At 64.2% G+C, this 24,409-nt stretch carries 20 protein-coding genes and 1 pseudogene; 17 read left to right on the forward strand and 4 right to left on the reverse strand.

Going from position 1 to position 24,409, the window contains the following annotated elements:
• The first annotated feature begins 56 nt into the window (after window positions 1-56).
• From NE850_RS10140 to NE850_RS10190, 11 genes are all read left to right on the forward strand, one after another.
• Window positions 57-626 carry a pseudouridine synthase gene (locus NE850_RS10140; protein WP_007180612.1) on the forward strand — a complete coding sequence of 190 codons (570 nt, stop codon included), beginning with the start codon at window positions 57-59 and terminating at the stop codon, window positions 624-626.
• Between the two features lie 456 nt (window positions 627-1,082).
• Complete coding sequence (locus NE850_RS10145; RefSeq protein WP_011489640.1) at window positions 1,083-1,277, forward strand: hypothetical protein; 195 nt, start codon at window positions 1,083-1,085, stop codon at window positions 1,275-1,277.
• Window positions 1,278-1,422: 145 nt separating this feature from the next.
• Window positions 1,423-1,929 (forward strand): DUF192 domain-containing protein, encoded by a 507-nt coding sequence (locus NE850_RS10150; protein WP_007180611.1) that lies wholly within the window; start codon window positions 1,423-1,425, stop codon window positions 1,927-1,929.
• A gap of 332 nt (window positions 1,930-2,261) precedes the next feature.
• Complete coding sequence (gene fusA, locus NE850_RS10155) at window positions 2,262-4,367, forward strand: elongation factor G (RefSeq protein WP_007180610.1); 2,106 nt, start codon at window positions 2,262-2,264, stop codon at window positions 4,365-4,367.
• A gap of 175 nt (window positions 4,368-4,542) precedes the next feature.
• The gene (locus NE850_RS10160; RefSeq protein WP_007180609.1) at window positions 4,543-5,055 is read left to right on the forward strand and encodes a cupin domain-containing protein; all 513 of its coding nucleotides are present in this window, start codon (window positions 4,543-4,545) and stop codon (window positions 5,053-5,055) included.
• An 18-nt stretch (window positions 5,056-5,073) separates the two neighbouring features.
• Window positions 5,074-6,081 (forward strand): HoxN/HupN/NixA family nickel/cobalt transporter, encoded by a 1,008-nt coding sequence (locus tag NE850_RS10165; protein ID WP_007180608.1) that lies wholly within the window; start codon window positions 5,074-5,076, stop codon window positions 6,079-6,081.
• Window positions 6,082-6,275: 194 nt separating this feature from the next.
• Window positions 6,276-7,940: an ABC transporter substrate-binding protein gene (locus tag NE850_RS10170; RefSeq protein ID WP_007180607.1), complete on the forward strand. Its 1,665-nt coding sequence runs from the start codon at window positions 6,276-6,278 to the stop codon at window positions 7,938-7,940.
• Window positions 7,941-7,997: 57 nt separating this feature from the next.
• Entirely contained in the window at window positions 7,998-9,008 is a 1,011-nt protein-coding gene (locus NE850_RS10175) for an ABC transporter permease (protein WP_007180606.1), read from the forward strand.
• Complete coding sequence (locus NE850_RS10180; RefSeq protein WP_007180605.1) at window positions 9,005-9,883, forward strand: ABC transporter permease; 879 nt, start codon at window positions 9,005-9,007, stop codon at window positions 9,881-9,883. Before NE850_RS10175 ends, NE850_RS10180 begins: the two co-directional genes overlap by 4 nt.
• Window positions 9,880-12,057 (forward strand): ABC transporter ATP-binding protein, encoded by a 2,178-nt coding sequence (locus NE850_RS10185; protein ID WP_007180604.1) that lies wholly within the window; start codon window positions 9,880-9,882, stop codon window positions 12,055-12,057. The genes NE850_RS10180 and NE850_RS10185 overlap by 4 nt, the downstream gene beginning before the upstream one ends.
• Window positions 12,058-12,310: 253 nt before the next feature.
• Window positions 12,311-12,841 carry a Rap1a/Tai family immunity protein gene (locus tag NE850_RS10190; RefSeq protein WP_007180603.1) on the forward strand — a complete coding sequence of 177 codons (531 nt, stop codon included), beginning with the start codon at window positions 12,311-12,313 and terminating at the stop codon, window positions 12,839-12,841.
• 92 nt (window positions 12,842-12,933) lie between these two features.
• On the opposite strand, the gene NE850_RS10195 is transcribed toward NE850_RS10190, so the two are convergent.
• On the reverse strand, window positions 12,934-13,779 hold the full coding sequence (locus tag NE850_RS10195; RefSeq protein ID WP_007180602.1) for an aldo/keto reductase: 846 nt from the start codon (window positions 13,777-13,779) through the stop codon (window positions 12,934-12,936).
• A gap of 190 nt (window positions 13,780-13,969) precedes the next feature.
• Between NE850_RS10195 and NE850_RS10200 the strand changes: the two genes are divergently transcribed.
• A complete protein-coding gene (locus tag NE850_RS10200) occupies window positions 13,970-14,716 on the forward strand; it encodes a GntR family transcriptional regulator (RefSeq protein WP_007180601.1) in 747 nt (248 codons plus the stop codon).
• 7 nt (window positions 14,717-14,723) lie between these two features.
• On the opposite strand, the gene NE850_RS10205 is transcribed toward NE850_RS10200, so the two are convergent.
• Window positions 14,724-16,115, reverse strand: coding sequence for a CoA transferase (locus tag NE850_RS10205; protein ID WP_007180600.1), 1,392 nt, complete (start codon window positions 16,113-16,115; stop codon window positions 14,724-14,726).
• Window positions 16,116-16,231: 116 nt separating this feature from the next.
• Between NE850_RS10205 and NE850_RS10210 the strand changes: the two genes are divergently transcribed.
• Complete coding sequence (locus NE850_RS10210; protein ID WP_165186973.1) at window positions 16,232-17,473, forward strand: citrate/2-methylcitrate synthase; 1,242 nt, start codon at window positions 16,232-16,234, stop codon at window positions 17,471-17,473.
• 36 nt (window positions 17,474-17,509) lie between these two features.
• On the opposite strand, the gene NE850_RS10215 is transcribed toward NE850_RS10210, so the two are convergent.
• Complete coding sequence (locus NE850_RS10215) at window positions 17,510-17,815, reverse strand: DUF2917 domain-containing protein (RefSeq protein WP_310698709.1); 306 nt, start codon at window positions 17,813-17,815, stop codon at window positions 17,510-17,512.
• A 210-nt stretch (window positions 17,816-18,025) separates the two neighbouring features.
• Here NE850_RS10215 and NE850_RS10220 point away from each other — a divergent pair, with 210 nt between their 5' ends.
• The 3 genes and pseudogenes from NE850_RS10220 (at window position 18,026) to NE850_RS10230 (ending at window position 22,540) form a co-directional block, all read left to right on the forward strand.
• The gene (locus NE850_RS10220) at window positions 18,026-19,444 is read left to right on the forward strand and encodes a PLP-dependent aminotransferase family protein (protein ID WP_007180597.1); all 1,419 of its coding nucleotides are present in this window, start codon (window positions 18,026-18,028) and stop codon (window positions 19,442-19,444) included.
• A gap of 98 nt (window positions 19,445-19,542) precedes the next feature.
• Window positions 19,543-21,015 (forward strand): annotated as a pseudogene (gene mdtD, locus NE850_RS10225) (multidrug transporter subunit MdtD); the annotation flags it as partial.
• Window positions 21,016-21,265: 250 nt separating this feature from the next.
• Window positions 21,266-22,540, forward strand: a complete 1,275-nt coding sequence (locus NE850_RS10230; RefSeq protein WP_165187497.1) for an EAL domain-containing protein — start codon at window positions 21,266-21,268, stop codon at window positions 22,538-22,540.
• Here the strand turns inward: NE850_RS10230 and NE850_RS10235 are convergent.
• The gene (locus tag NE850_RS10235; protein WP_007180594.1) at window positions 22,496-23,482 is read right to left on the reverse strand and encodes a sigma-70 family RNA polymerase sigma factor; all 987 of its coding nucleotides are present in this window, start codon (window positions 23,480-23,482) and stop codon (window positions 22,496-22,498) included. The two genes, NE850_RS10230 and NE850_RS10235, sit on opposite strands and share 45 nt — an antisense overlap.
• Window positions 23,483-23,732: 250 nt before the next feature.
• On the opposite strand from NE850_RS10235, the gene clpP reads away from it, so the two are divergent.
• On the forward strand, window positions 23,733-24,380 hold the full coding sequence (gene clpP / locus NE850_RS10240; RefSeq protein ID WP_165186975.1) for an ATP-dependent Clp endopeptidase proteolytic subunit ClpP: 648 nt from the start codon (window positions 23,733-23,735) through the stop codon (window positions 24,378-24,380).
• Window positions 24,381-24,409 lie beyond the last annotated feature (29 nt).

Raw genomic sequence — 24,409 nt, forward strand, 5'->3', positions numbered from 1 at the left:
GGGGCTGCGCGGCATGAGCGCCGCAACGGCGCGTCGCGACTCTCATTTCATCCACTATGCGCCTTCTCGCTCTGAACAAACCGTTCGGCACTATCTGCCAGTTCTCGCCGCACGAAACGCGCGCGTCGCTGGCCGACTGGGTCAAGGTGCCCAACGTGTATCCGGCAGGCCGGCTCGACTCCGATAGCGAAGGCCTGCTGCTTCTCACCGACGACGGCGCGTTGCAGGCGCGCATTGCCGAGCCGCGTCACAAACTCGTCAAACGTTATTGGGCGCAAGTGGAAGGCGCGGTCGATGCGGCCACACTAAAGAAGCTCGCACGCGGCGTCGATCTCGGCGACTACGTGACGCGGCCCTGTCGCGCCGAGTACGTGGAACCAACCGACACCCTCTGGGTACGCACGCCGCCGATCCGCTATCGCGCCGCGATACCGACCACATGGATCGAATTGTCGATCACCGAAGGCAAGAACCGCCAGGTGCGTCGCATGACTGCCGCCGTGGGGTTTCCGACATTGCGCCTGGTGCGCGTGGGCATCGGCGCACTCGACGTGTTTTCGCTCGGGCTGCAACCGGGAGAGAGCGTCGATTTACCGCCGGATGCGCCGTGGAAAGGCATGATGTGATCATGCGCCCACGCATGACCGAGTGCTCGCCGAATCCGCTCAACGCCTCCACTTCACACCGCGGCACAATACCTAACTCGTTGTATCCGCAAACAAAATAGCGCGTGAAACCACTGTGAAAAACGCGTGAAACAATGACACCCATGACAACGTCGTGGCACGTGATCTGAATCAATCCATCGGCTTATAAGTTTTCCACAAATTTCGCGTCAACCGCTGCGCGAGCTCAGGCGTTATTCGACGCAGATGCCGCCCGAAGCTATCCGGCATTCAGCCTTAAGGGCCTTTGTGCAAGCCGCTCTTGCGGTAAGTGCGGGGAGTCTGAGCGCTAACGCAGACGTGTCGAAAATTTGTTCGATGCGGCTGTCAACCGAAAGGTGGATGGCACGTTTACCGACATGACTCCATATATAACCGGGTCATTTGGTTAATTAACTAAAGCTGAGGATTCACAAAATGAACAAACTGATCGCCGCTCTGGTCGCTGGTCTCTTCGCAACGGCAGCATTCGCACAAGCTTCGGCACCGGCAGCAGCTTCGGCAGCTCCGGCAGCAGCAGCTTCGTCGGCAAAGAAGACCACGAAGCACGCTCACAAGAAGTCGCACAAGAAGGCAGCAGCAGCTGCTGCAGCTTCGGGCGCTTCGGAGTAAGTTTGTTGTAAAAACGCAGTCAAGAACTAGCTTCATTGCCGTTCTTACGGCGTTGAAAGGCAGATCACCGCAAGGCGATCTGCCTTTTTGTTTTTGACGCGCTCGCGTAACATTCGCGGGTTAATTTCCAGCAAGGAGTCATGCCGTGCGATTTCCCATGCGCTCGTTGATTGCGCGTTTCGCCATTGCCGTTGCATTGCCGCTCGCCGCGTTGACATTCACCGCCACAACCATCGCACCTGCTCACGCGCAGCAGATGCCGGCCGGCGCTAAACAGCCTGGCGAATTTCCGCGCGCGAAACTGACCGCGGGCATGTTCGTGATCGACGCCGCTGTCGCTGCGAACGACGCGGACCGCGAGCAAGGCCTCATGTATCGCACGAACCTCGCGCCGAACGAAGGCATGCTGTTCGTCTTCAATGAAAACGCGGTGCATTGCTTCTGGATGAAGAACACGTTGATCCCGCTGTCGATCGCATTCATGCGCGCCGACGGCACGGTCACCGACATCGACGAGATGCAGGCCGAGACCACCAACAATCACTGCCCGAAGAACAACGGCGTGTATGCGTTGGAAATGAGCAAAGGCTGGTTCACGTCGAAAGGCATCAAACCGGGGATGAAGATCCAGGGCTTGCCCGCCGCGCAATAAAGCGCGCCGTCCGCAGGAGCGCGCCGCCGCTCGCCTCACCACTTTGCTTCACCGCTTTCCGCAAGCCGGTGCCTTGTCACGAGGCGCCGGCTCTTTTATTTGCGCGCCGCGGCATGAGCACCCTGTCACGCCGTATCGCGTCGCACCAAAGCACGCCGCACGGGCAGCCGAAGCCCTGCCAGCACCCGTTCGCGGCCAACCGGGAAGATTCCTGCAAAAGACGGGCCGACGCGCTATCCTAGTAATCTTAGTAAAGCAGCACCCAGGCTCCCCGGACAGCACAGACTGCTGCCCGGCAAGCGTTTCAGGCGCGCCATTCCAAGGAGGTTCACGTGCCCCGCAAGACTCCCATCGAGCGCTACCGGAATATCGGCATTAGCGCTCACATCGATGCCGGCAAAACCACCACCACTGAACGCATCCTGTTCTACACCGGCGTGACCCACAAGATCGGCGAGGTTCACGACGGTGCGGCGACGATGGACTGGATGGAACAGGAGCAGGAGCGCGGCATCACCATTACGTCGGCGGCCACCACTGCTTTCTGGAAGGGTATGGCCGGCAACTATCCGGAACACCGGATCAACATCATCGACACGCCGGGCCACGTCGACTTCACGATCGAAGTGGAGCGCTCCATGCGCGTGCTCGACGGCGCGTGCATGGTGTACGACTCGGTCGGCGGCGTGCAGCCGCAGTCCGAAACCGTGTGGCGTCAGGCGAACAAGTACAAGGTGCCGCGCATTGCGTTCGTCAACAAGATGGACCGCGTGGGCGCGGACTTCTTCCGTGTGCAGCGGCAGATCGGCGATCGCCTGAAGGGCGTCGCGGTGCCGATCCAGATTCCGGTCGGCGCGGAAGAACACTTCCAGGGCGTGGTCGACCTCGTCAAGATGAAGGCGATCTTCTGGGACGAAGAGAACCAGGGCATCAAATTCGAGTACCGTGATATTCCGCCGGAACTCGCGGCGACCGCAAAGGAATGGCACGACAAGATGGTCGAGGCCGCAGCCGAAGCGAATGAGGAACTGCTCGACAAATACCTCGGCGGCGAAACATTGACCGAAGAGGAAATCAAGCACGGCATTCGCGTGCGCTGCATTGCCAACGAAATCGTGCCGATGCTGTGCGGCAGCGCGTTCAAGAACAAGGGCGTGCAAGCCATGCTCGACGCGGTGATCGACTATCTGCCGTCACCGGTGGACGTGCCCGCCATCACCGGCCACGACGAACACGACAAGGAAATCGAGCGCCATCCGACCGATACCGATCCGTTCTCGGCACTCGCCTTCAAGATCATGACCGACCCGTTCGTCGGCCAGCTGATTTTCTTCCGCGTCTATTCCGGCGTGGTGAATTCGGGCGACACGGTCTACAACGCGATCAAGGAAAAGAAGGAACGCCTTGGCCGGATCCTGCAGATGCACGCCAACGAACGCAAGGAAATCAAGGAAGTGTACGCGGGCGACATCGCCGCGGCTGTCGGCCTGAAGGAAGCGACCACGGGTGACACGCTGTGCGATCCGAACCACGTGATCATCCTCGAAAAGATGATCTTCCCGGAGCCGGTGATCTCGCAGGCCGTCGAGCCGAAGACCAAGGTCGACCAGGAAAAGATGGGCATCGCGTTGAACCGTCTTGCCCAGGAAGATCCGTCGTTCCGCGTGCAGACCGATGAAGAATCCGGCCAGACCATCATCTCGGGCATGGGCGAGCTGCACCTGGAAATTCTGGTCGACCGCATGAAGCGCGAGTTCGGCGTCGAGGCAACGGTCGGCAAGCCGCAGGTTGCGTATCGCGAGACGGTGCGCAACAAGGTCGAAGACGTCGAAGGCAAATTCGTCAAGCAGTCGGGCGGCCGCGGTCAATACGGCCATGCGGTGATTACGCTCGAGCCGGCGCCACAAGGCAAGGGCTACGAATTCGTCGACGCGATCAAGGGCGGTGTGATTCCGCGTGAATATATTCCGGCCGTCGACAAGGGCATCCAGGAAACGCTGAAGGCCGGCGTGCTCGCGGGCTATCCGGTGGTCGACGTGAAGGTGACGCTCACCTTCGGTTCGTACCACGACGTTGACTCGAACGAAAACGCGTTCCGCATGGCCGGCTCGATGGCCTTCAAGGAAGCGATGCGCAAGGCCAAACCCGTGCTGCTCGAACCGATGATGGCCGTCGAGGTGGAAACGCCGGAAGACTTCATGGGCAACGTGATGGGCGACCTGTCGAGCCGCCGCGGACTCGTGCAAGGCATGGAAGACATCGCCGGGGGCGGCGGGAAGCTGGTGCGCGCCGAAGTGCCGCTCGCGGAGATGTTCGGTTACTCCACGTCGCTGCGCTCCGCGACGCAAGGCCGCGCGACCTACACGATGGAGTTCAAGCACTATGCGGAAACGCCGAACAACGTCGCTGAAGCCGTGATCAACGCGAAGCAGAAATAAGCACTACGCCAAAGGCATTCATGCCAACGGCTCGAAGCCCGTCCCCGGTGGACGGGCTTTTTTTCGTCCGCTGCAACGCGCCCAGGGCTTCTTCACACGCACGTTTTTGAACGTGCAAAAATGCCGGAAGGCGCCGTGCCGAACGCCGGAACTCACGCCCACGAGGAGACACATCATGAGCCACGATCACGAACATCCGCATTACAAAGACGTGCCGCCCACCGCGCCCGATTGGCGCGAGCACGGCGTGAAAGTCATCAAGGGCGACCAGCTCGATAGCAACACGGCGCAAACGCCGGGCATGAATCGCGCGGCGGCGATCAATGCCGCACGCGTGGGCGCGCAGAAGATCTGGGCCGGCACCGTGACGATCCACCCGAATGCGAAGACCGGCGCACATCATCACGGCGCGCTCGAAAGCGTGATCTACGTGGTACGCGGCCAGGCGCGCATGCGTTGGGGCGAGCATCTGGAGTTCACCGCCGAAGCCGGTCCCGGCGACTTCATTTTCGTGCCGCCGTATGTGCCGCATCAGGAGATCAACGCGAGTACCGACGACCCGCTCGAATGCGTGCTGGTGCGCAGCGACAACGAAGCGGTAGTGGTTAATCTGAACATCGACGCGGTGGAACAACCCGAGACGGTGTTCTGGGTCGATCCGATTCACAAGCATCCGCACGATCATTAACTCCCGCCCACGCAACTCATGACGCCGACCGCTTCGCTGCGCCCTCGCCTCTTCACGCTATACGCCGTGCTGATCGCCGCCAATCTCGGCGCGTGGGCGTGGGCCCTGATCGCGTTTCGCCACTACCCGCTGCTGCTCGGCACCGCGCTGCTCGCCTACGGCTTCGGCCTGCGCCATGCGGTCGACGCCGATCACATCGCGGCGATCGACGCCGTCACACGCAAGCTCATGCAAGCCGGCAAACGGCCGCTCGGCGTCGGGCTGTCGTTTTCGCTGGGGCATTCGACCATCGTGATCCTCGCGACGATCGGCATAGCGTGGACCGCGCATTCGCTGCATGGCCGCTTCGAGACTTTCAAGGCCGTGGGCGGCACCATCGGCACGCTCGTCTCCGCGAGCTTCCTGCTGGTGCTCGCAGCCGTCAATCTCGTGATTCTGCGTGACGTCTGGCGCCGTTATCGCCATGTCCAGCAAAGCGGCGAATTGCCTGCTAAAACGCCGGACTCGATTGCGCCGGCAGGTCTGCTGTCGCGCGCGTTGCGTCCGCTCTTCAGGCTCGTGACGAAAAGCTGGCACATGTACCCGGTCGGCGTGCTGTTCGGCCTCGGCTTCGATACCGCGACCGAGATCGGTTTGCTCGCGATCGCCGCTTCCGAAGCCGGCAAAGGTCTGCCGCTCTATTCGATTCTCGTGTTTCCCGCGCTCTTCACCGCCGGCATGACGCTGGTCGATTCAACCGACAACGTGCTGATGGTGCATGCGTACGGCTGGGCCATGGACGACCCGAAACGCAAGCTCTACTACAACGCGAGCATCACCTTTGTCTCGGCGGTGGTGGCGATCGTGATCGGCGGCGTTGAAGCGTTGGGGCTGCTGTCGGACAAGCTCGGTCTGAACGGCGGCGTATGGGATGCGATCGCCAGCGTGAACGACCGCTTCGGCGTGCTGGGTTACGGCATCGTCGCGGTGTTCATGGCGTGCTGGATCGGCTCGGTGCTGTTCCATCGCTGGCGCCGGGCGTTGTGATGGCGATACACACCGGTCCTTTTATCCGACAATCGGCAACCCGGTAACGCCGCGAGCACGCCGAACCCGCCAGCAATCCTTTACACTGAAACCGCTTCGCTCGCCGCTTTCGTCATTGCACTACCGTCGCCGGGTCGCGCGCATCCGGCGCGGCCTTTCAGAACCGGCAACAGAACGGACTGGACACTCCATCGATGAAGACTCCCGCGAACCGATTTCCCGCACTCGACGCAGCCCGCCTCACCGCCGACGCCTACGGCAACCACGCCATCGACGAATTCGTCGCCGGCCGCATCACGCGCCGCGATCTGCTGCGCTATGCAAGCGTGATCGGTTTGTCGCTGGCCGGCGCCGGCGTGCTGAATGCGCCGCAAGCGCGTGCGCAAGGCACCGCGGCCGCGTCGAATCAGACCATCCGCGTGGCTCACCTGACACCGGCCGGCGCGGTCGATCCGCTCACCGTGACGGATGCCGCCAGCCTCGCGCTGCTGAACCAGACCGGCGAATTCCTGATCGACGACGACGGCGAAAAGCTCGTACTCAAGCCGGCACTCGCGTTGTCGTGGAAACCGAACGACAAAGGCGACGTGTGGACCTTCAAGCTGCGTCCGAACGTCAAGTTCCACGACGGCCAGTTGTTCAGCGCCAAAGACGTGGTCGCCACGTTCGACCGCCTGGCCGATCCGGCGAGCGGCTCGGCGGCGCTTTCCGTGCTCAAGGGCGTGCTGTCGAAAGGCGGCGCCAAAGTGATCGACGACCACACGGTCGCGTTTCATCTGGACGCGCCGAACGGCAACTTCCCGTATTACGTTTCCTCGGACAATTACAACGCCGTGATCCTGCCCGCGAACTACGCGGGCGGTTATGAAAAGAGCTTCATCGGCACAGGTCCGTTCAAGCTCGAAAAGTATCAGGCGAAGGTGGGCGCGTCGTTCGTGCGCAATCCCGATTACTGGGGCGAAAAAGCGTTACCGCAACGCGTACAGTTCTCGTTCTACGCCGACGAACAGGCACAATTGCTTGCGCTGCAAGGCCATCAGGCCGACGTGATGGGCACCTTCACCGTGCAGGGCGGCGCCGGCATTCTGAACAATCCGGATTACAAGGCCGTGGGCGTGAAGTCAAGCGCGCACCGGCAGATTCACATGCGCAACGACAATCCGCTGTTCAAGGACAAGCGCGTGCGCCAGGCACTGGCGTTGTCGATCGATCGCGACGTGCTGGTGCGCGGCCTGTTCAAAGGGCGCGCGCAACTCGGCAACGACAGTCCGTTCGCGCCGGTGTTTCCGTCTTCGGATGCGGGTGTTCCGCAACGCAGGATCGACGTCGCCAAAGCGAAGCAGCTGCTTGCGCAAGCCGGCGTGCCGAACGGCTTCGAAGTGACGCTGACCACCGAAAAATACATGGAGATTCCCGATCTCGCGGTGGTCGTGCAAAACGCGGCGAAGGCCATTGGCGTGCGCATCAATCTGAAGATCGAAAGCCAGTCGCTGTATTACGGCGCGGGCACGCCGGGCAAATCGGATTGGCTGGACTCGCCGCTCGGCATTACCGACTACGGTCATCGCGGCGTGCCGAACGTCTTCCTGAATGCACCGCTTACCAGCACCGGCACATGGAACGCCGCGCACTTCAGGAATCCGCAATACGATCAACTGGTCGCACAATTCGTTGCGGCTATCGATCTCGGCTCGCAGCGGAAAATCGCCGGGCAGATCCAGACGCTGCTGCTCGATGAAACGCCCATCATCATTCCGTTCTTCTACGATCAGCTGATCGCCATGCGCAAGGGTGTGAACGGCGTGCGCTTCACCGCGCTCGCGCAACTCTACTTCGACCGCGCGGTGTTGAGCGCGTAATGCTGGACGCCCGAGGTTGAGCGCCCGAGCACCAGCGCGTTTCGGCAGGAGAGCATGATGTCGAGCACGGTGACCCCTTCCACTTCCTCCATGTCGAGCGGCAACGCGGGCCGCGTCGTGCGTTTTCTGGCTACGCGTGTCGGCTTGTCGCTGATCACGCTGTGGCTGCTCTCGGTGATCGTCTTCGCCGGCGGACAACTGCTGCCGGGCGATATCGGCCGCGCGGTGCTCGGCCCGCTCGCCGATGCGCGCGCGGTCGCCGCGCTCAATCATCAACTCGGCGCCGACCGTCCGCTGATGACGCAATACGTCGACTGGATTTCGCATTTCGTGCGCGGCGACATGGGACTGTCCTATGCGTATCGCGAGCCGGTCGGGCCGTTTATCGCCAACGCGCTCGCGCATTCCGCGAAGCTCGGCTTGCTCGCGTTCGTCGTCGTCGTGCCGCTCGGCATTGCGGGCGGCGTGTGGTCGGCCATGCACGCGGGGCGCTGGCTCGATCGCACGATCAGCATCGTGGGGTTGTCGGCCACGGTGGTGCCGGAATTCGTTTCGTCGATCGTGCTGATTCTGGTGTTCGGCGTGTGGCTACGCTGGCTGCCGATCGAAGCGTCGTATCCGCCCGAAGCGAGCGCACTCGAACAGCTGCGTCATCTGGTGCTACCGGTGCTGCCGCTCGTGCTGGTGTTCTTCGGCTACATCGCGAGGATGGCGCGCGCCGGCACCGTCGAGGCGCTCGACGCGGACTATACGCGCACCGCGATTCTCAAGGGTCTACCGCGCCGTATCGTGATCTGGCGGCACGTCTTGCGCAATGCATTGCTGCCCACCATCACGGTCGCCGCCACGCAACTCGGTTATATGATCGGCGGGCTCGTGGTGGTCGAGACGCTGTTCCACTACCAGGGCATCGGCTCGCTGATCTACAACGCCGCGAAGGCCAAGGACTTCCCAATGCTCGAAGCAGGCGTACTGACGATCGGCGTGGTCTACACCGTCGCCAATCTCGTCGCCGATGCGCTGCACGTCCTGCTCAATCCACGCTTGCGAGTGAGGAGCGCCGAATGAGCACGATCGTTCCGCCGGCCGCGCCCCCAACGCCGCGTCCGGTTACCGAGCCCCGCTTCGACCAGTTGCGCGTGCTGCTGCGCTCGCCGACCTTCGTGGTGGGCGTGGTGATCGTCGCGTGGTGGATCGTCTGCGCGATCGCCGGGCAATGGATCGTGCGGATCGACCCTTATGCGTCCGATCCGCTCAACTCGCTGATGCCGCCTGATCGCACGCACTGGTTCGGCACCGATCAACTCGGGCGCGACGTGTTCTCGCGCGTGATCGTCGGCGCGCGCGACATTCTCACCATCGCGCCGCTCGCCACCCTGCTCGGCACAGCGGCGGGCACCGCGCTGGGATTGATCGTCGGCTACTTCGAAGGCTGGGTCGACAACGTGGTCGGACGCGTCATCGACGCCGTGCTCGCGCTGCCACTGGTGATCGTCGCGCTGCTCGCGCTGGCCGCCGTCGGCGCGTCGAACTTCACCGTGATCCTCGTGATCGGCATCACCTTCACGCCGATCACTGCGCGCACCGTGCGCGCCGCCGTGTTCGCCGAACGGCATCTCGACTACGTCGCGGCAGCGCAGCTACGCGGCGAGCGCGCGCCGTACATCATGTTCGCCGAGATTCTGCCGAACGTGCTGCCGCCCGTCATCGTCGAAGCGACGGTGCGGCTCGGTTACGCGATCTTCGCGGTCGCCACGCTGTCGTTTCTCGGCTTCGGCATCCAGCCGCCGTCGGCCGACTGGGGGCTCGCGCTGTCCGAGTCATACACGCTGATGGCGGGCGGCGCATGGTGGACCGTGGTGTTCGCCGCCGGCGCGATTGCCAGCCTCGTGGTCGGCGTGAATCTGATCGCCGACAGCGTGCAAGGCGTGCTCGACCGATGAACGGCCCGCCGCCCTCCTCGTTCCCCGCCTTCGATGTCTCGAAGAGCGATCGCACGGACGCGCTGACCGTCATCGGTCTGACGGTCACGTACCGCGTGCGCGGACGCGATCGCGAGGTGCTGCAGGACATTTCGTTTCGCGTGCGGCGCGGCGAAGCGTATGGTCTCGTCGGCGAGTCCGGCTGCGGCAAGTCGACCGTTGCGATGGCGGCGCTGCGCTATCTGCCGCGCAACGGCAAAGTGAAGGCCGGCAAGATCATCGTCACCGGCGAGGACGTGCAGAAGCTTGACGCCGACGCGTTGCGCAACATGCGCGCCAGAACGATTTCAATGGTCTACCAGGATCCGGGGCGCGCGCTGAATCCGTCGCTGACGATCGCGCGGCAAGTCTCCGAAGCGTTCGAAGCCGCCGGCGTCGCGCGCGACGAAGCCTTGCGGCGCACGCTGGAGATGTTGCAGCGCGTGCGCATCGCCGCGCCCGAGCGGGTGATGGAGAGTTATCCGCATCAACTGTCGGGCGGCATGCAACAGCGCGTAGTGATCGCGATGGCGCTCGCCTCGAACCCCGCGCTGCTGATTCTCGACGAACCGACTACCGGCCTCGATGCTACCGTCGAGGCCGAAGTGCTCGACCTCGTCGCGCAGTTGCGCGAGGAACTCGGCACGGCTGTGCTGTTCATCAGCCACAACCTCGCGGTGATCGGGCGGATGTGCGAACGCGTCGGCGTGCTTTACGCGGGAAAACTGGTCGAGGAAGGCGCGACGCAAGATGTCTTCACGCGGCCGCGCCATCCCTATACGGTCGGACTGTTGCGCTGTCTGCCCACGGCCGGGCGCAGCAAGGACAGCGAGCGGCTCGACACGATCGCCGGCAGCCTGCCGTTGCCGGGTGCGGTAACGCAGGGCTGCATCTACGCAGAGCGCTGCCGCCTCGCCGACGACCGCTGCCGCCGCGAAGCGCCGCCGCCGTATCGCGTGAGCGCCGCACACGGCGATCAGATGTCACGCTGCCATTACCACGAACGCGCGATCGAATTGCCGCGTGCAAGCGCGCAAGCCTTGCCGGAGTGCAACGGCGCGTCGTTCGACGGCAAACCGCCTGCTCTCGTCTTGCGCGCGGAAAAACTGTCGAAGACGTTTCACGTGTCCGGCGCGCCGCTGCGCGCGGTGGACCACGTCTCAATCGATCTCGCCAGCGGTGAGACGCTCGGCCTCGTCGGCGAATCGGGCAGCGGCAAGACGACGCTCGCCAAACTGATGCTCGGCCTGCTCACGCCGGATGCAGGCAGCGTGCTCGAACTGGATGGCGAGCCGCTCGCGGCGCGCGTCACACGACGCAGCGACGATCAGGTCAAGTCGCTGCAGATCGTTTTCCAGAATCCGGACTCGGCGCTCAATCGCGCGCATTCGGTGAAACGGCTGATCGGCCGCGCGCTGTCGCGCCTCACCACGTTGCGCGGGCCCGCGATCGACGAACGGCTTGCCGCCTTGACCGCCGCAGTGCGTTTGCCGCAGCGCTATCTCGACTCGCGTACGCGGCAACTGTCCGGTGGCCTGAAACAGCGGGTGGCAATTGCCCGCGCGTTTGCCGGCGAACCGCGCGTGGTGGTTTGCGACGAACCGACTTCCGCGCTCGACGTTTCCGTGCAGGCCGCGATCCTGAATCTGCTCGCCGATCTGCAGCGCGAGCGTGGCGTGAGTTACGTTTTCATCTCGCACGACCTGCATGTGGTGCGCTATCTGTCGGATCGCATCGCCGTGCTGTATCTGGGCAGGCTGCTGGAAATCGGCCCGGCGGCGGCTGTGTTCGGCGGGCCGCACCATCCTTATACGGAAGCGCTGCTGTCTTCGGTACCGACACTCGATGGCCGCGGCGGCGCAACCCGCATCCGGCTATCCGGCGATCTGCCGAGTGCGGTATCGCCGCCATCGGGCTGCGTGTTCCACACGCGCTGCCCGCGTAAGCTCGGCGCGATCTGCGAACAGCAGGATCCGCCGTTCCTCGACGCCGGCGCCGCGGCAGGGCCGTCCGCGCATCGAATCCGCTGTCACATTCCCGTCGACGAATTGCGCGCGCTGCAAGCCGCTTCACGCGACGATGCGGACAACGTCGCGAGGAAGGTTCCGGGCAACGGTTCGGAAAACGCGCCCGAGAATGCCGGGCGCGACGAATAGCGTGGCGTGATGCAGGACGACGGGCGGCAGAACGGTATCGGGAAAAAGCGATGGGCGGGCTCGGGTAGCGGCAACTCCGGTGAAGCGGGTGCGGCAAGGGGAACGGCAAGGGGCGTGGTAATGGAAGCAGCGGAGCGCGCCCGCAAAGCAGCTGCACCTCAAACAATCGGTCGCTCATGGGCGCATGACCGGAACCAAACCGGGGCGATTGCCTCATATCAGATATCAACGTTCGATATGAGGGCACCACAACATGCAACGAAACGTCCCACCCGCCGCGGCACACGCGGTCAACGGCCTGTTGATGGCCGCCGCGCTCAGCCTCGCATCGCTCGCTCATGCGCAAACGGCAGCGCAAACGGCAGCGCAAACGCCCCCACAGACGGCACAGGCGGCACAGGCGACACAAACAGCACAAGCGGCACAGCCGCTGTCGCCCACGCTCTCGCAAGCCGCACCGCCGGTCGATCCCACCTTCTCGGCCTATTCGCTTGCGCAGACCTGCAAGCAGAAAAACGATAACGTCGCCCAAGGCCAATGCGTCGGCGCGATTCGCGGCATCATCCACGGCTATCAGTACGGCGTGCTATTCCTCGGTCAGCGCGCCGCCCTGCCGGCCAATGAAACGCAGCGAGTGTCGCTGTGTCTGCGCAATACGCAGGTGTCGTCGATCGTCGACGAATTCGTCGCGGACGCCGCTCAGGTCAACGAAGATTCGCTCAAGCACACCCCCGCTGAAGTCGCGGTGCTGGGTTCCGTGCACATGCACCACAGTTGCAATTGATCAGGCGCCTGCAACGGCCGTTGCGTGTCCGACGGAATCGACGACCCGCCGCCCGCACCGTGCCGTCGCGCGCCAAACGGGCGCCGCTGCACTTACAGCATTTCGAGCGGCCGCTTGCTGCGCGGTGGTTTGAAATACGCGTCGATAGCGGCCAGTTCATCCGCGCCGAGTTGCAGTTGCGACGCGCGATAGTTGTCGCGCACATGCTCGACGCGGCCCGCCTTCGGAATCGCGAACACGCCGGGCTCGAGCAACACCCATGCGAGCGCCACCTGGAACACCGAGACGCCGCGCGCGTCGGCGATATCGTCGAGCGGCGAGCGTTTCGGCAGGCGTGCGTGATCGACCGGGCTGTACGCCATAGCCGGCATCTTGCGCGCGGCGAGCCACGGCAGCAGATCGAATTCCGGCCCGCGGCGCACCACGTTGTAGAGAATCTGATTGGTCGCGCACGCATCGCCGCCCGGCGTGGCGACGAGTTCTTCCATATCCGCGGTGTCGAAGTTGCTGACGCCCCAATGGCGAATCTTGCCCGCCTGCCGTAACGCCTCGAAGCCCTCGACCGTTTCCGCGAGCGGCACCGAGCCGCGCCAGTGCAGCAGATACAGATCGAGCTGATCCGTCTTCAGACGCTTGAGGCTCTGCTCGCAGGCTGCGATCACGCCGCGCCGGCTGGCGTTATGCGGATACACCTTGCTGACCAGAAACACCTTGTCGCGCAACCCGGCCAAAGCAACGCCCAGCAGAGATTCGGTCGCGCCGTCGCCATACATTTCCGCCGTGTCGATCAACGTCATGCCGAGTTCGATGCCGCAACGCAGCGCGTCGATTTCGGCGGCACGCCGCGCCGGCACTTCACCCATCTCCCAGGTGCCCTGCCCCAGTTTCGGAATGCGTTCGCCGTCGGGCAGGCTCACGCTTGCGATGTCGCTCGTCATGCTGACTCCTCGAAGTGGCTCAATGGTCGGCAATGCCGCAGCGCAGGCGAATGCGCGGCGTATGCCACGAAAAACATAGCGACGAGTTTAGCGGTTCAACGGACATTCGATCGGCCACCAGGCAAAAGCCCGCTATAACATAGCGCGCCGATGTCATAGAATTGCCGCTTGCCCTTCTTGCGTGAGTTCCATGACCTCTGCCTCGGAAGACCGCTGGCGCGACCTGCGCCCGGACCCGGAAAACGACACGCCGCTCTACCTGCAACTTGCCCGCAAGCTCGGCGCCGCCATCCACGAGAACCGCTGGAACGCCGGCGAGGCGCTGCCCTCGGAGCGCGTACTCTCGGAGGCGCTGGGCGTATCGCGAATCACTTCACGCAAGGCAATTGCCTTGCTGGTCGAGCAGGGATTGATTCGGCGCACTCAGGGCGCGGGCAGTTTCATCACGCCACGCTACGAAGATCCGCTATCGCGTTTGTCGAGCTTTAGCGAAATGCTGCGTCGGCGGGGTTTTACGCCGAGTTCGAAGTGGCTGTCGCGCGAAATCCTGCCGGCAAACCGCGACGAGGTGATTCAGCTCGGCTTGTCGCCGGCCGCGGCGGTAACGCGCTTGCGGCGCTTGCGCCTGGCCGACGGCATCGTGATGGCGGTCGAGAATTCCACGTTCCCCGCTGCGGTGATTCCCGATCCGCAAGCTATCGGCGATTCGCTGTACACGTACCTGGAGAATCGCGGGCTGACGATTGTCCGCGCGCTCCAGCACTTTCGCGCGGTGAACGCGAGCGAGGAAATCGCGCAGCAGATGAGCATCGCCCCGAACGAGGCGCTGCTGTTGATTACCCGTGTGGGCTATACCGCCGATCAGCGGGCGATCGAGTTGACCGACACGTACTGCCGCAACGATTACTACGACTTCGTGGCGGAATTGAGGAAGTAAGGGCACCTCACTCCCACCTGGCCTCGTGCGCGCCCACCCGGCTCGGCGGCAGCGCGAAAAACGCAGGCGTCTCGCCCAGCACCTCGGCCGGCTGCACTCCCAGCACGCGGCCAAACTCCGACTCCACGCTCGCGAGGCAATCGCGCACATCATCAAGCGCCACGTCGGGCGCTTTCCAGCCCTCGGGAATCTGCCCGAACGACTGCAGCCACCGGCCCGTTTGCGCGAGCGAGACGCGCACATGCCAGCTTCCGCCTTCGGTTGCCCGCCGTGCCAACGCGGCCATCGCACCGAAAGCCGCCAGATACCCGGTCGCATGATCCAGCGCCTGACACGGCAGATGCTTTGGCTCGTGCCACCCCGCCGCCTCACGTTCGGTAAAGGCAATTCCGCTCGCCGACTGCACCAGGCTGTCGAACCCGCGCCGCTGCGCCCAAGATCCCTCGTGACCATAGGCCGACACCGAAACGTAGACGATCCCCGGCCGCACACGCGCCAGTTCCTCGGGACCGAAACCGCGCGCGGCCAGCGCTCCCGGGCGATATGCCTGTAGAAATACATCGGCATTACCGGCAAGGCCGCGCAAAACCTCGCGCCCCGCCGCTTCGCGCAGATCGACCAGCGCCGAACGCTTGCCGCGCCCGTTGTCGATCACCAGCGGCGCAATATTCGGCAGATGCGGCCCGTTGATCATCAGCACCTGCGCGCCATGCTGCGCGAGCGCGCGCCCGGCGACGGGCCCGGCAATGATGCGCGACAGATCCAGCACGCGCACCCCCGCCAGCGGCCGGTCCGCGCCACGCTGAGCGGGCGGCTCGGCCGGCGCGTCGCCGATGCGCTCGATCTCGAAGAGCGGCAAGCCCGCAATCGCTTTGGCCTGATCGAGCGCGGCCCACTCATCGGGCGTGCGAATCAACGCGGCGCACAGACCCGCGTCGGCGAGCGTCTGGTCGAGCGTCGCGCCGTCCCAGCCGCGAATCGCGGCGGCCACCGCGTCCCGATCGTTCGCGCAGCCAAGTACGTTCAATACCCCCTGCAGATGATGCGGGAAGTTGGTGTGCAGTTGAATCCAGCGGCCATCGTGCGTCTCGTAGAAGCCCATCACCGGATCGCGCAGGGCGGGCGGCGGGCCGTCGTTGATACGCAAATAGCGTTCGCTGCGAAACGACGCCAGCGCGCGCCGCATCTCCACCGTCACGTGTTGCCTGCGCCCGGTGCGCAGACGGTGATATTCGGCAGCCGCGAGTCCGGTCGCGGCGATGCTCGCCGAAGCCAGGGTGCCCACCCGGTAGACGGATGGCAAGCCGGGATCCGCGCCCGCGAGCGTGACAGACCTCAGCGCGCTCGGGTCGCACCCGGCGAGAGTCCAGATATGTTTGAGAGCGAATTCAGGCGTCATGGCGTTCCATAACAGAGCAGAAGGAAGTGCACCGAGTCTAGAAGTCCGCCACGCCGCAATCAATCTTGATTATGATAATCAATATATATTGATTTCTTCGGTTTCCGCGCCTTTCCATGTCGACCTCGAATTCCCTGACCGCTGCTGAAGCCGCCGCCACGCTCGGCATCAGCCTGCCTACGCTCTACGCCTATGTGAGCCGCGGCATGCTGAGTTCGTCGCCGGATGCGCAAGGCAAGCATCGTCTCTACGACGCCGGCGAAGTGCGCCGTCTCGCGCGCCGCAAGGAAGACGGCAAACGCGCCGGCAAGGTCGCGCAGAAGGTGCTCGACTGGGGCGTGCCGGTGCTCGAATCGTCGATCACGCTGGTCGCCGAGGGCCGGCTGCTGTATCGCGGGCACGACGCGATGGAACTGGCGCAAAGTGCCTCGCTCGAGGAGATTGCCGCGTTGCTGTGGGAATGCAGCGCGAGGCGGATTGCCGATGCGCCGGCCGTGCCGTTCGCCACCGCTCAGTGGGCCGCGTGGCTCAAGCTGTGGAGCGACAGCACGCCGCTCGATCGCGCGCTCGTGCTGTTGCCGGCCGCGGCGGCGCAAATGCCGCGGGTGTGGGCGCTCGGCCGTGACGCGCAACTCGATACGGCCTGCGCCGTCATGCGTCTGCTGACCGCCGCGACGATCTCGGCGGCGCCGTCGAACGAGCCGCTGCATCGGCAGTTGGCTTCAACGTGGCATGTGCGGAACCGGCAGCAGGCTAACGTGCTGCGCGCGGCGCTGGTGGCCTGCGCGGATCATGAGTTGAATGCGTCGACCTTCACCGTGCGCTGTATCACCTCGACGGGGGCGCACCTGTTCGGCGCGGTGGCCGGCGGCCTCGCCGCATTGTCGGGCCCGCGTCATGGCGGCGAAACGGTGCGCGTCGGCGCGCTGCTCGAAGAAGCGTCGCGCGCGCCCGATCTCGACCGTTATCTGGCGAACCGCCTCGCGCGCCACGAACACGGCGTGCATGGGCCGATCCTGTCGGGCTTCGGTCATCCGCTTTATCCGGAAGGCGACCCTCGCGCGCGGCTACTGTTAGGCATGCTCGCCGACTGCGCGCCCGCGCGTTCGCCGCTGGCTGAAGTGCTGGGATTGGCGCGCACGGTCCGCGATACGACCGGCGCCGAGCCGACCGTGGATTTCGCGCTCGCCGCCATCGAGCGGGTGCTGGCGCTGCCGGCCGGAGCCGCTTTCACGCTGTTCGCGGTGGGCCGGACAGTCGGCTGGATTGCCCACGCGATGGAACAGACGCGCGACGGCCGGTTGATCCGGCCGCGGGCGCGCTACATCGGGGAATACGAGGCCGCCGGGCGCGATTGAGACGCTGCCGACTCGACGCACCCACTCGACGAATGGTCAGGCCGCACCCAGCCAGCGCGGCAGCCAGTTCAGCACCGGCATACGCGGCGCCGGCCTCGTGGCGGAACGCAAGGAGCCGCTCGCCAGCGCAAAACGCGCCCCGGCCTGTCCTGCGCTGATCCACGCCACCGTCTGGCGCGGCAGCTCGATCGACTCGCCTGCAGCGGGCCAGTGATCCTTGCTGTCACCCTCGACAGTCAGCCAGATTTCGCCCGAGATCACCTTGAAGATCGACGGACGCGCGACACGCCAGGCCGCCGTGGGCTCGCCATGTTCCAATTCGAAAATCCGCACTTCACGCATCGCCTTTCCCCTTCGAAGAACTTTTCTGTTGTACCGATTATTGACGTGCGATGATCGAATACCCATGCACAGTTCAGAACACTTTAGTCGGAACTGTTCAGTCGAAAAACCGGACAGTTGGCGGGAAGCGTGTGCCGTTCGTGGTGTGGCGTTCGTGAATGGAAAGCTCGGGAGCACCCGCCGCGCCGCCCGGTGAAGGAAAAGATCCACATGAAACTCGAAATTCAACTCGATCGGGACAACGGCGTACCGCTGACCGAACAGATCGTCGCGGGCGTCACGACGTGGATCCGGTCGCGTACCGCGCACCCGGGCTCGAAGTTGCCGTCGATCCGCCAGTTCGCCACCGATTACGACGTGAGCCGCTTTCCAGTGATCGAGGCTTACGACCGGCTGGTGTCGCTCGGCTATATCGACTCGCGCCACGGCTCCGGCTTCTACGTCTCCGACCGGCAGCCCGCGGGCACGCATTGCCAGGGCACCTCGGACCCGCGCCGCGCCGAAGGCGAATCGGACCATCTCTTGCAGCAGTTCAACCACCCCGGCGAAACGCTCAAGCTGGGCAGCGGTTTTATCCCCGAAGCGTGGCGCGACATGGATAGCATCGCGCAGGCGATTCGCCACGTGTCGCGCACCGACCCGGCGAGCATGGTCGACTACGCCACCCCGCTCGGCAACCTGACTTTGCGCGAGCACCTGCAAAGCCGCATCGGCCAGTTGGGGATACAGGCGGATGCGTCGCAGATTCTGATCACCAACGGCGCAAGCCAGGCATTCGATCTGCTGATGCGCTACATGCTCAAGGCAGGCGACACGATCTTTGTCGAAGACCCCGGCTACTACAACCTTTACGGGCTGCTGAAGCTGCACGGCGTGAAATTGATCGGCATTCCGCGCACGCGTAACGGCCCCGATCTGGACGTGATGCAGGAACAGTTGAAGTCGCACCGGCCCAAGCTGCTGTTCATCAACACCGTGTTCCACAATCCGACCGGCACCACGGTGGCGCCGCCGGTGGCCTTCCGGCTGTTGCAACTGGCGCGCGAGCACGGCTTCTCGATCATCGAGGACGATATCTATGCCGACTTCCAGACCGACCTCACCGATCGCCTCGCCACGCTCGATCAACTCGAACACGTGATCTACGTGGGCGGCCTGTCGAAGACGCTGTCTTCGTCGCTGCGGATAGGCTGTGTGGTGGCGAGCCACGCCATCATCAAAGATCTGGTCGACATCAAGATGCTGACGAGCATCGGCGGTTCGCGGTTCGCCGAAGCAGTGGCCGTGTCGATGCTGGAGCGCGGCGCGTATCGCAAGTATCTGGAGCGCCTGCGGCGGCGTATGCGCGACGCGCTCGGCTCGACGATCCAGACGCTCGAGGACGCCGGCTGGGACATTTTCGACAAACCCGTGGGCGGGAAATTCGTGTGGGCTCGCGTGCCGCATGTGGCCAATGCGGAGCGGCTGGTGGAGTGCGGTGCGCCGCTTGGGGTGACCGTCGTGCCGGGCAATTACTTCCGGCCGAATATGGAGGTCAGTCCGTGGACCAGGATTCACATTGCGTTCGGAAACGACCCGCGTGCGCGGGCGTTCTTTCGTGCGGCGGCGGCGTTGCCGGCGTCGGGGTGAGGCGTCGGGGTCTGCAATCACCGCGCTTCTGGCCCGATCCCAACTCCACGCCCTCTGCGCACGGTGGCGCTTTTCCCTAGAATAGCGAGTCCCACCCCGTCTCGCGCGCCCAGCCGCCCTCCATGTCCACGCCGACTCCGTCCGCTCCCACGCCCAGTACCCCTTCCCCACGCTCGCTCACGGTGATGCTGTGGGTCGTCGCTACCGGCTTCTTCATGCAGACGCTCGACTCGACCATCGTCAACACCGCGCTCCCCGCGATGGCGACGAGCCTCGGCGAGTTGCCGCTGCGCATGCAATCGGTGGTGATCGCCTATTCGCTGACGATGGCCGTGATGATCCCCGTGTCAGGCTGGCTCGCCGACAAGCTCGGCACGCGCCGCGTGTTCTTCAGCGCGATCCTGGTGTTTGCAGTCGCCTCGTTGCTGTGCGCGAACGCGCATACCCTGAATCAGCTCGTGGCTTTCCGCATCATGCAAGGCGTGGGCGGCGCCATGCTGTTGCCGGTCGGCCGGCTCGCGGTACTGCGTACCTTTCCGGCAGAACGCTATCTGCCGGCGCTCTCGTTCGTGGCGATCCCCGGTCTGATCGGACCGCTGATCGGCCCCACGCTCGGCGGCTGGCTCGTGAAGATCGCCTCGTGGCACTGGATCTTTCTGATCAACGTGCCGGTGGGCATCGTAGGTTGCATCGCCACGTTTATCTTCATGCCGGATAGCCGCAACGAGCACGTCGGCAAGTTCGACATGAAAGGCTACTTGCTGCTGATCCTGGGCATGGTGGCAATTTCGTTCGCGCTCGACGGCCGCACCGAATTCGGCATTCAGCACGCCACAGTGCTGGTGCTGCTGATCCTGAGCCTTGCCTGCTTTGTCGCCTACGGCTTGCACGCCGTGAGCGAGCCCTCGCCGATTTTCTCGCTCGACCTCTTCAAGATCCACACCTTCAGCGTGGGCCTGCTGGGCAATCTGTTCGCGCGGATCGGCAGCGGCGCGATGCCTTATCTGATTCCTCTGCTATTGCAGGTGAGTCTCGGCTATAGCGCCTTCGAAGCCGGCCTGATGATGCTGCCGGTGGCAGCCGCGGGCATGGCGTCCAAACGTCTCGTGACGACGCTGATCATCAAGTACAGCTATCGGCGCGTGCTGATCATCAACACGGTGCTGGTCGGCTTGACGATGGCAAGCTTCGCGCTCACCGCCGCGAACCAGCCGCTGTGGCTGCGGCTTGTGCAACTGGCACTCTTCGGCGGCGCCAACTCGATCCAGTTCACCGCGATGAACACGCTGACGCTCAAGGATCTGGGCACCGGCGGCGCGAGCAGCGGCAATAGCCTGTTTTCATTGGTCCAGATGCTGTCGATGAGTCTCGGCGTGACGGTGGCCGGCGCCCTGCTCGCCACCTTCACCGGCCTGCTGCCGCGTGTGACGGCCGCCAATTCGCTGCCCGCATTTCACGCGACGTTCCTGTGTGTCGGCATCATCACGGCGGGCTCGTCGTGGATCTTTGCGCAACTGTCGCCGGACATCCGCACGCCCGCGAAAAAGACCGATCCCTCCGAACGAACCTGATGTTCGCTGGCCCGCAGCCGACCCGCAACGGGGCGCGGGCCGCACCAGCGAAGTGCGAATCGTCGCGCTCGCGCCCGCGCTGGCGCACAATCGTCTTATCTGAGGGTGATCTGACTGGGACACTCGGGCATGCGTGCTGTGTTTCCGCACGCGCATAGTTCTTGCTCGGCTATCCTGTAAACTCACATTTTGCGCATGCGGACTCGTGTCGAGCATGCAGGCGCGCCGCCACCTCCACACGACTGACATGATGAGCATGATCGAACTCGATCCTCCCGGCTTCCAGCCGCCGCGCCCAATGGCCGGCGACGAGGGCTCCCGGCGCACCGTTCTGTACGGCGGCTACACTGTTTTCAGCGTGTTCCAGCCGGTTTTCTCCGTGTCGCACCGGCGCGCGATCGGTTATCACGCTTCGCTGCGCGCCCGCGACGAACACGGCTTGCAAGTGCCCTCGCACGAAGTTTTCACGCAAGCCGCGCGGCGCGGCGACCTGCTCGAACTCGGACGGCTCGCTGAATCGCTGCATCTGGGCAACTTCAACGCGTTCGACAGCCACGACGAATGGCTCTTCCTGAGCCTGCACCCGGCCGCGCTGATGGACACCAGCTACGGCGACGCGCTGCTGGCAGGCCTCAAGGCGCTCGGCCTGCCTCCGCAGCGCGTGGTACTCGAAGTTTCCGAACAGGCGGGCGGTGAAACTACGCGTTTTGCCGAAATCATCGATGCGCTGCGCAAATCCGGCTTCCTGATCGCGCTCGACGGCTTTGGCGCGAAGCATTCGAACATTGACCGTGTGTGGAATCTGCGGCCGGACATCGTCACGCTCGACCGCTGCATTCTCGCGCAAGCCAGCGAACACTCGCATATTGAACGCGTGCTGCCGGGCCTCGTCTCGCTGCTGCACGAATCCGGCCAGCTGGTGCTGATGGGCGGCCTGACCACCGAACGCGACGCGCTGATCGCCCTCGAATGCAACGTGGACTTCGTGCAAGGCGCGTTTTTCGCGGGCCCGAGCGTCGAACCGGTCAAGCCGCAAGCGGCGGCCGGCTTGATGGACTCGCTCTCCGCAGCGCTGCGTGAGCGGGTCGCCGCGCGCGAGCGTGCACAGTCCGCACGGCTCGCGCCGTACGTCACCGCGCTCGAGACGGCAGCCGCGCAACTGGTGGCCGGCGAGTCGGTCGCGCAAGCCACCGCATCGCTCCTCACGCTCGGCGAGACGGCACGCTGCTTCGTGCTGGACGGTTCGGGCCGGCAGATCGGCGACAACGTGCTGCCGTCGGGGCGCGCCTCGCAACGCGCCAAGCGTTTCCGCCCGCTGCTGCATTCGGAAGGCGCGAGTTGGGAGCGCCGGCCGTACTTTATCCAGGCGATGCGCGTGCCCGGCCAGGTGCACCTCACCCCGCCCTACCTGTCGATCAATGAAGCTCACCTGTGCGTGACCGCCTCGATCGCCGCGCATACGCCGACGGGCACACAGGTGCTATGCGTGGACATCAACTGGGAAGTCGCCGCCCACCGGAATTGACGTCAAGGCGCTCTGCTGGATCCGCGCAAGCAGTTGCCTGACTGCGGCGCGGCCCAGCATGCGGTTGGCGGCCCGCAAGCGCGCCGAACTGGTCACCACGCGCATGGCGACGATCTTTGCGGAGCCATCCGCGAAGCTGTTCGTGGATATGTCGAGAACGCCGACCACCTCGCCCTCGAAGAGCAACGCAACACACAATGTGCCCGCGACCGACACCGTCTCGGCGTTGCTGGCATGCTCGACGAGCGACGTTACCGTATCCATCCACCCGGCCATTGCCGGTTCCGGCGCGCTCACCGGCGTGCACAAAGGCGCGTCGCTGACGACCTCCGGCGCGTCACTAAAGAGCCGCAGCAGGCCGGCTCGATCCTGCGCCTCAAGCGCTGTGCGCAAGCGTTCCACGATCCGCGCATGCGCGGCCGGGTCGGGCCGCTCCACCGGCGCACCCGCCCGTTGCAGACGCGCTTTGGCCCGATGGACGATCTGCCGGCAGGCGGCAGGCGTGCGCTCGAGAATCGCCGCGATCTCAGCGTAATCACAGTCGAAGGCTTCGTGCAGCACGAATGCCGCGCGTTCGTCGGGTTTCAGCCGCTCAAGCAGCAGCATCACGCCATAGGACATCTCCGCCGCGCGCAAGGCCAGTTCCTCGGCCGATGGCGCGACTTCGTCGAGCCACGGTTCCGGCAACCAGCCGGCGGCCTGCGACGCGCGTTCGCGCTGCACATGACGCAGCCGGTCGATCGCCGCGCGCGTGGTGATCGTGGTAAGCCAGGCGGCCGGTGTCTGCACCTCCTGCGTGTCTGCGAGGTGCCATTTCAGGCCGACGTCTTGCACCACGTCTTCTGCTTCGGCGCGGCTGCCGAGCATTCGGTACGCCAGCGCGAGCAGGCGGGCGCGCACGGCCTCGAAGCTGGATGCCTTCTCGATTGCTTTTTCCGTCATAAGTAGACCTCCAGATCGTGAGCGGTGAAAAGTGCGCGGCGCCTTGCCTGCGATCTTGTCCGGGCGCGCGCCAGCAGCGTCATTCCTTTCGACTTGACGGCTGGGCACGGATCGATGTGACAGCGTCGCGCAAAAATATTTCTGTCACATCGTTCCGTGCCGCGCCGTCATAAGGGCAACAACCGGCGCATTGAATGCGCGGGTGCTCCGCACAACTCACCGTCACCCGGGCGGCATACGCGAGGTCAACATGCATAGCAGCTACCCAACCATCACCGGCCTTGGCCTCGTGCCCACCGTGATCGAACAGTCCGGTCGCGGCGAGCGCGCCTATGACATCTATTCGCGTCTGCTGCGCGAGCGCATCGTATTTCTCGTTGGGCCCGTGAACGAGCAGTCGGCCAGCGTGATTGTCGCGCAGTTGCTGTTTCTGGAATCCGAGAATCCCGACAAGGATATTTCTTTTTACATCAATTCGCCGGGCGGTTCCGTATACGACGGCCTCGCGATCTACGACACCATGCAGTTCATCAAACCGGAGGTCTCCACGTTGTGCACCGGCTTTGCCGCGAGCATGGGAACCTTCCTTCTGACCGCCGGCCAGCGCGGCAAGCGGTATGCGTTGCCGAACGCACGCATCATGATCCACCAGCCGTCAGGCGGCAGCCAGGGCACGGCGGCAGACGTCGAGATCCAGGCGAAGGAAGTGCTCTATCTGCGAGAGCGCCTGAATGCCATGATGGCCGAGCGCACCGGCCGCAGCATTGAGGAAATTGCCCGCGATACCGACCGCGACAACTTTATGTCGGCACACGCGGCCAAAACGTATGGTCTCGTCGACGAGGTGCTGGAAACGCGCGCAGCGTTAGATGCGTCTCCGTATCTCCACGACAGGTAGCGCGGTGACGCCTGGCAGATCCATCGCAC

Origin of the sequence: Paraburkholderia sp. USG1, from assembly GCF_031570135.1 — a bacterium.
Taxonomy (GTDB): Bacteria; Pseudomonadota; Gammaproteobacteria; order Burkholderiales; family Burkholderiaceae; genus Paraburkholderia; species Paraburkholderia dioscoreae.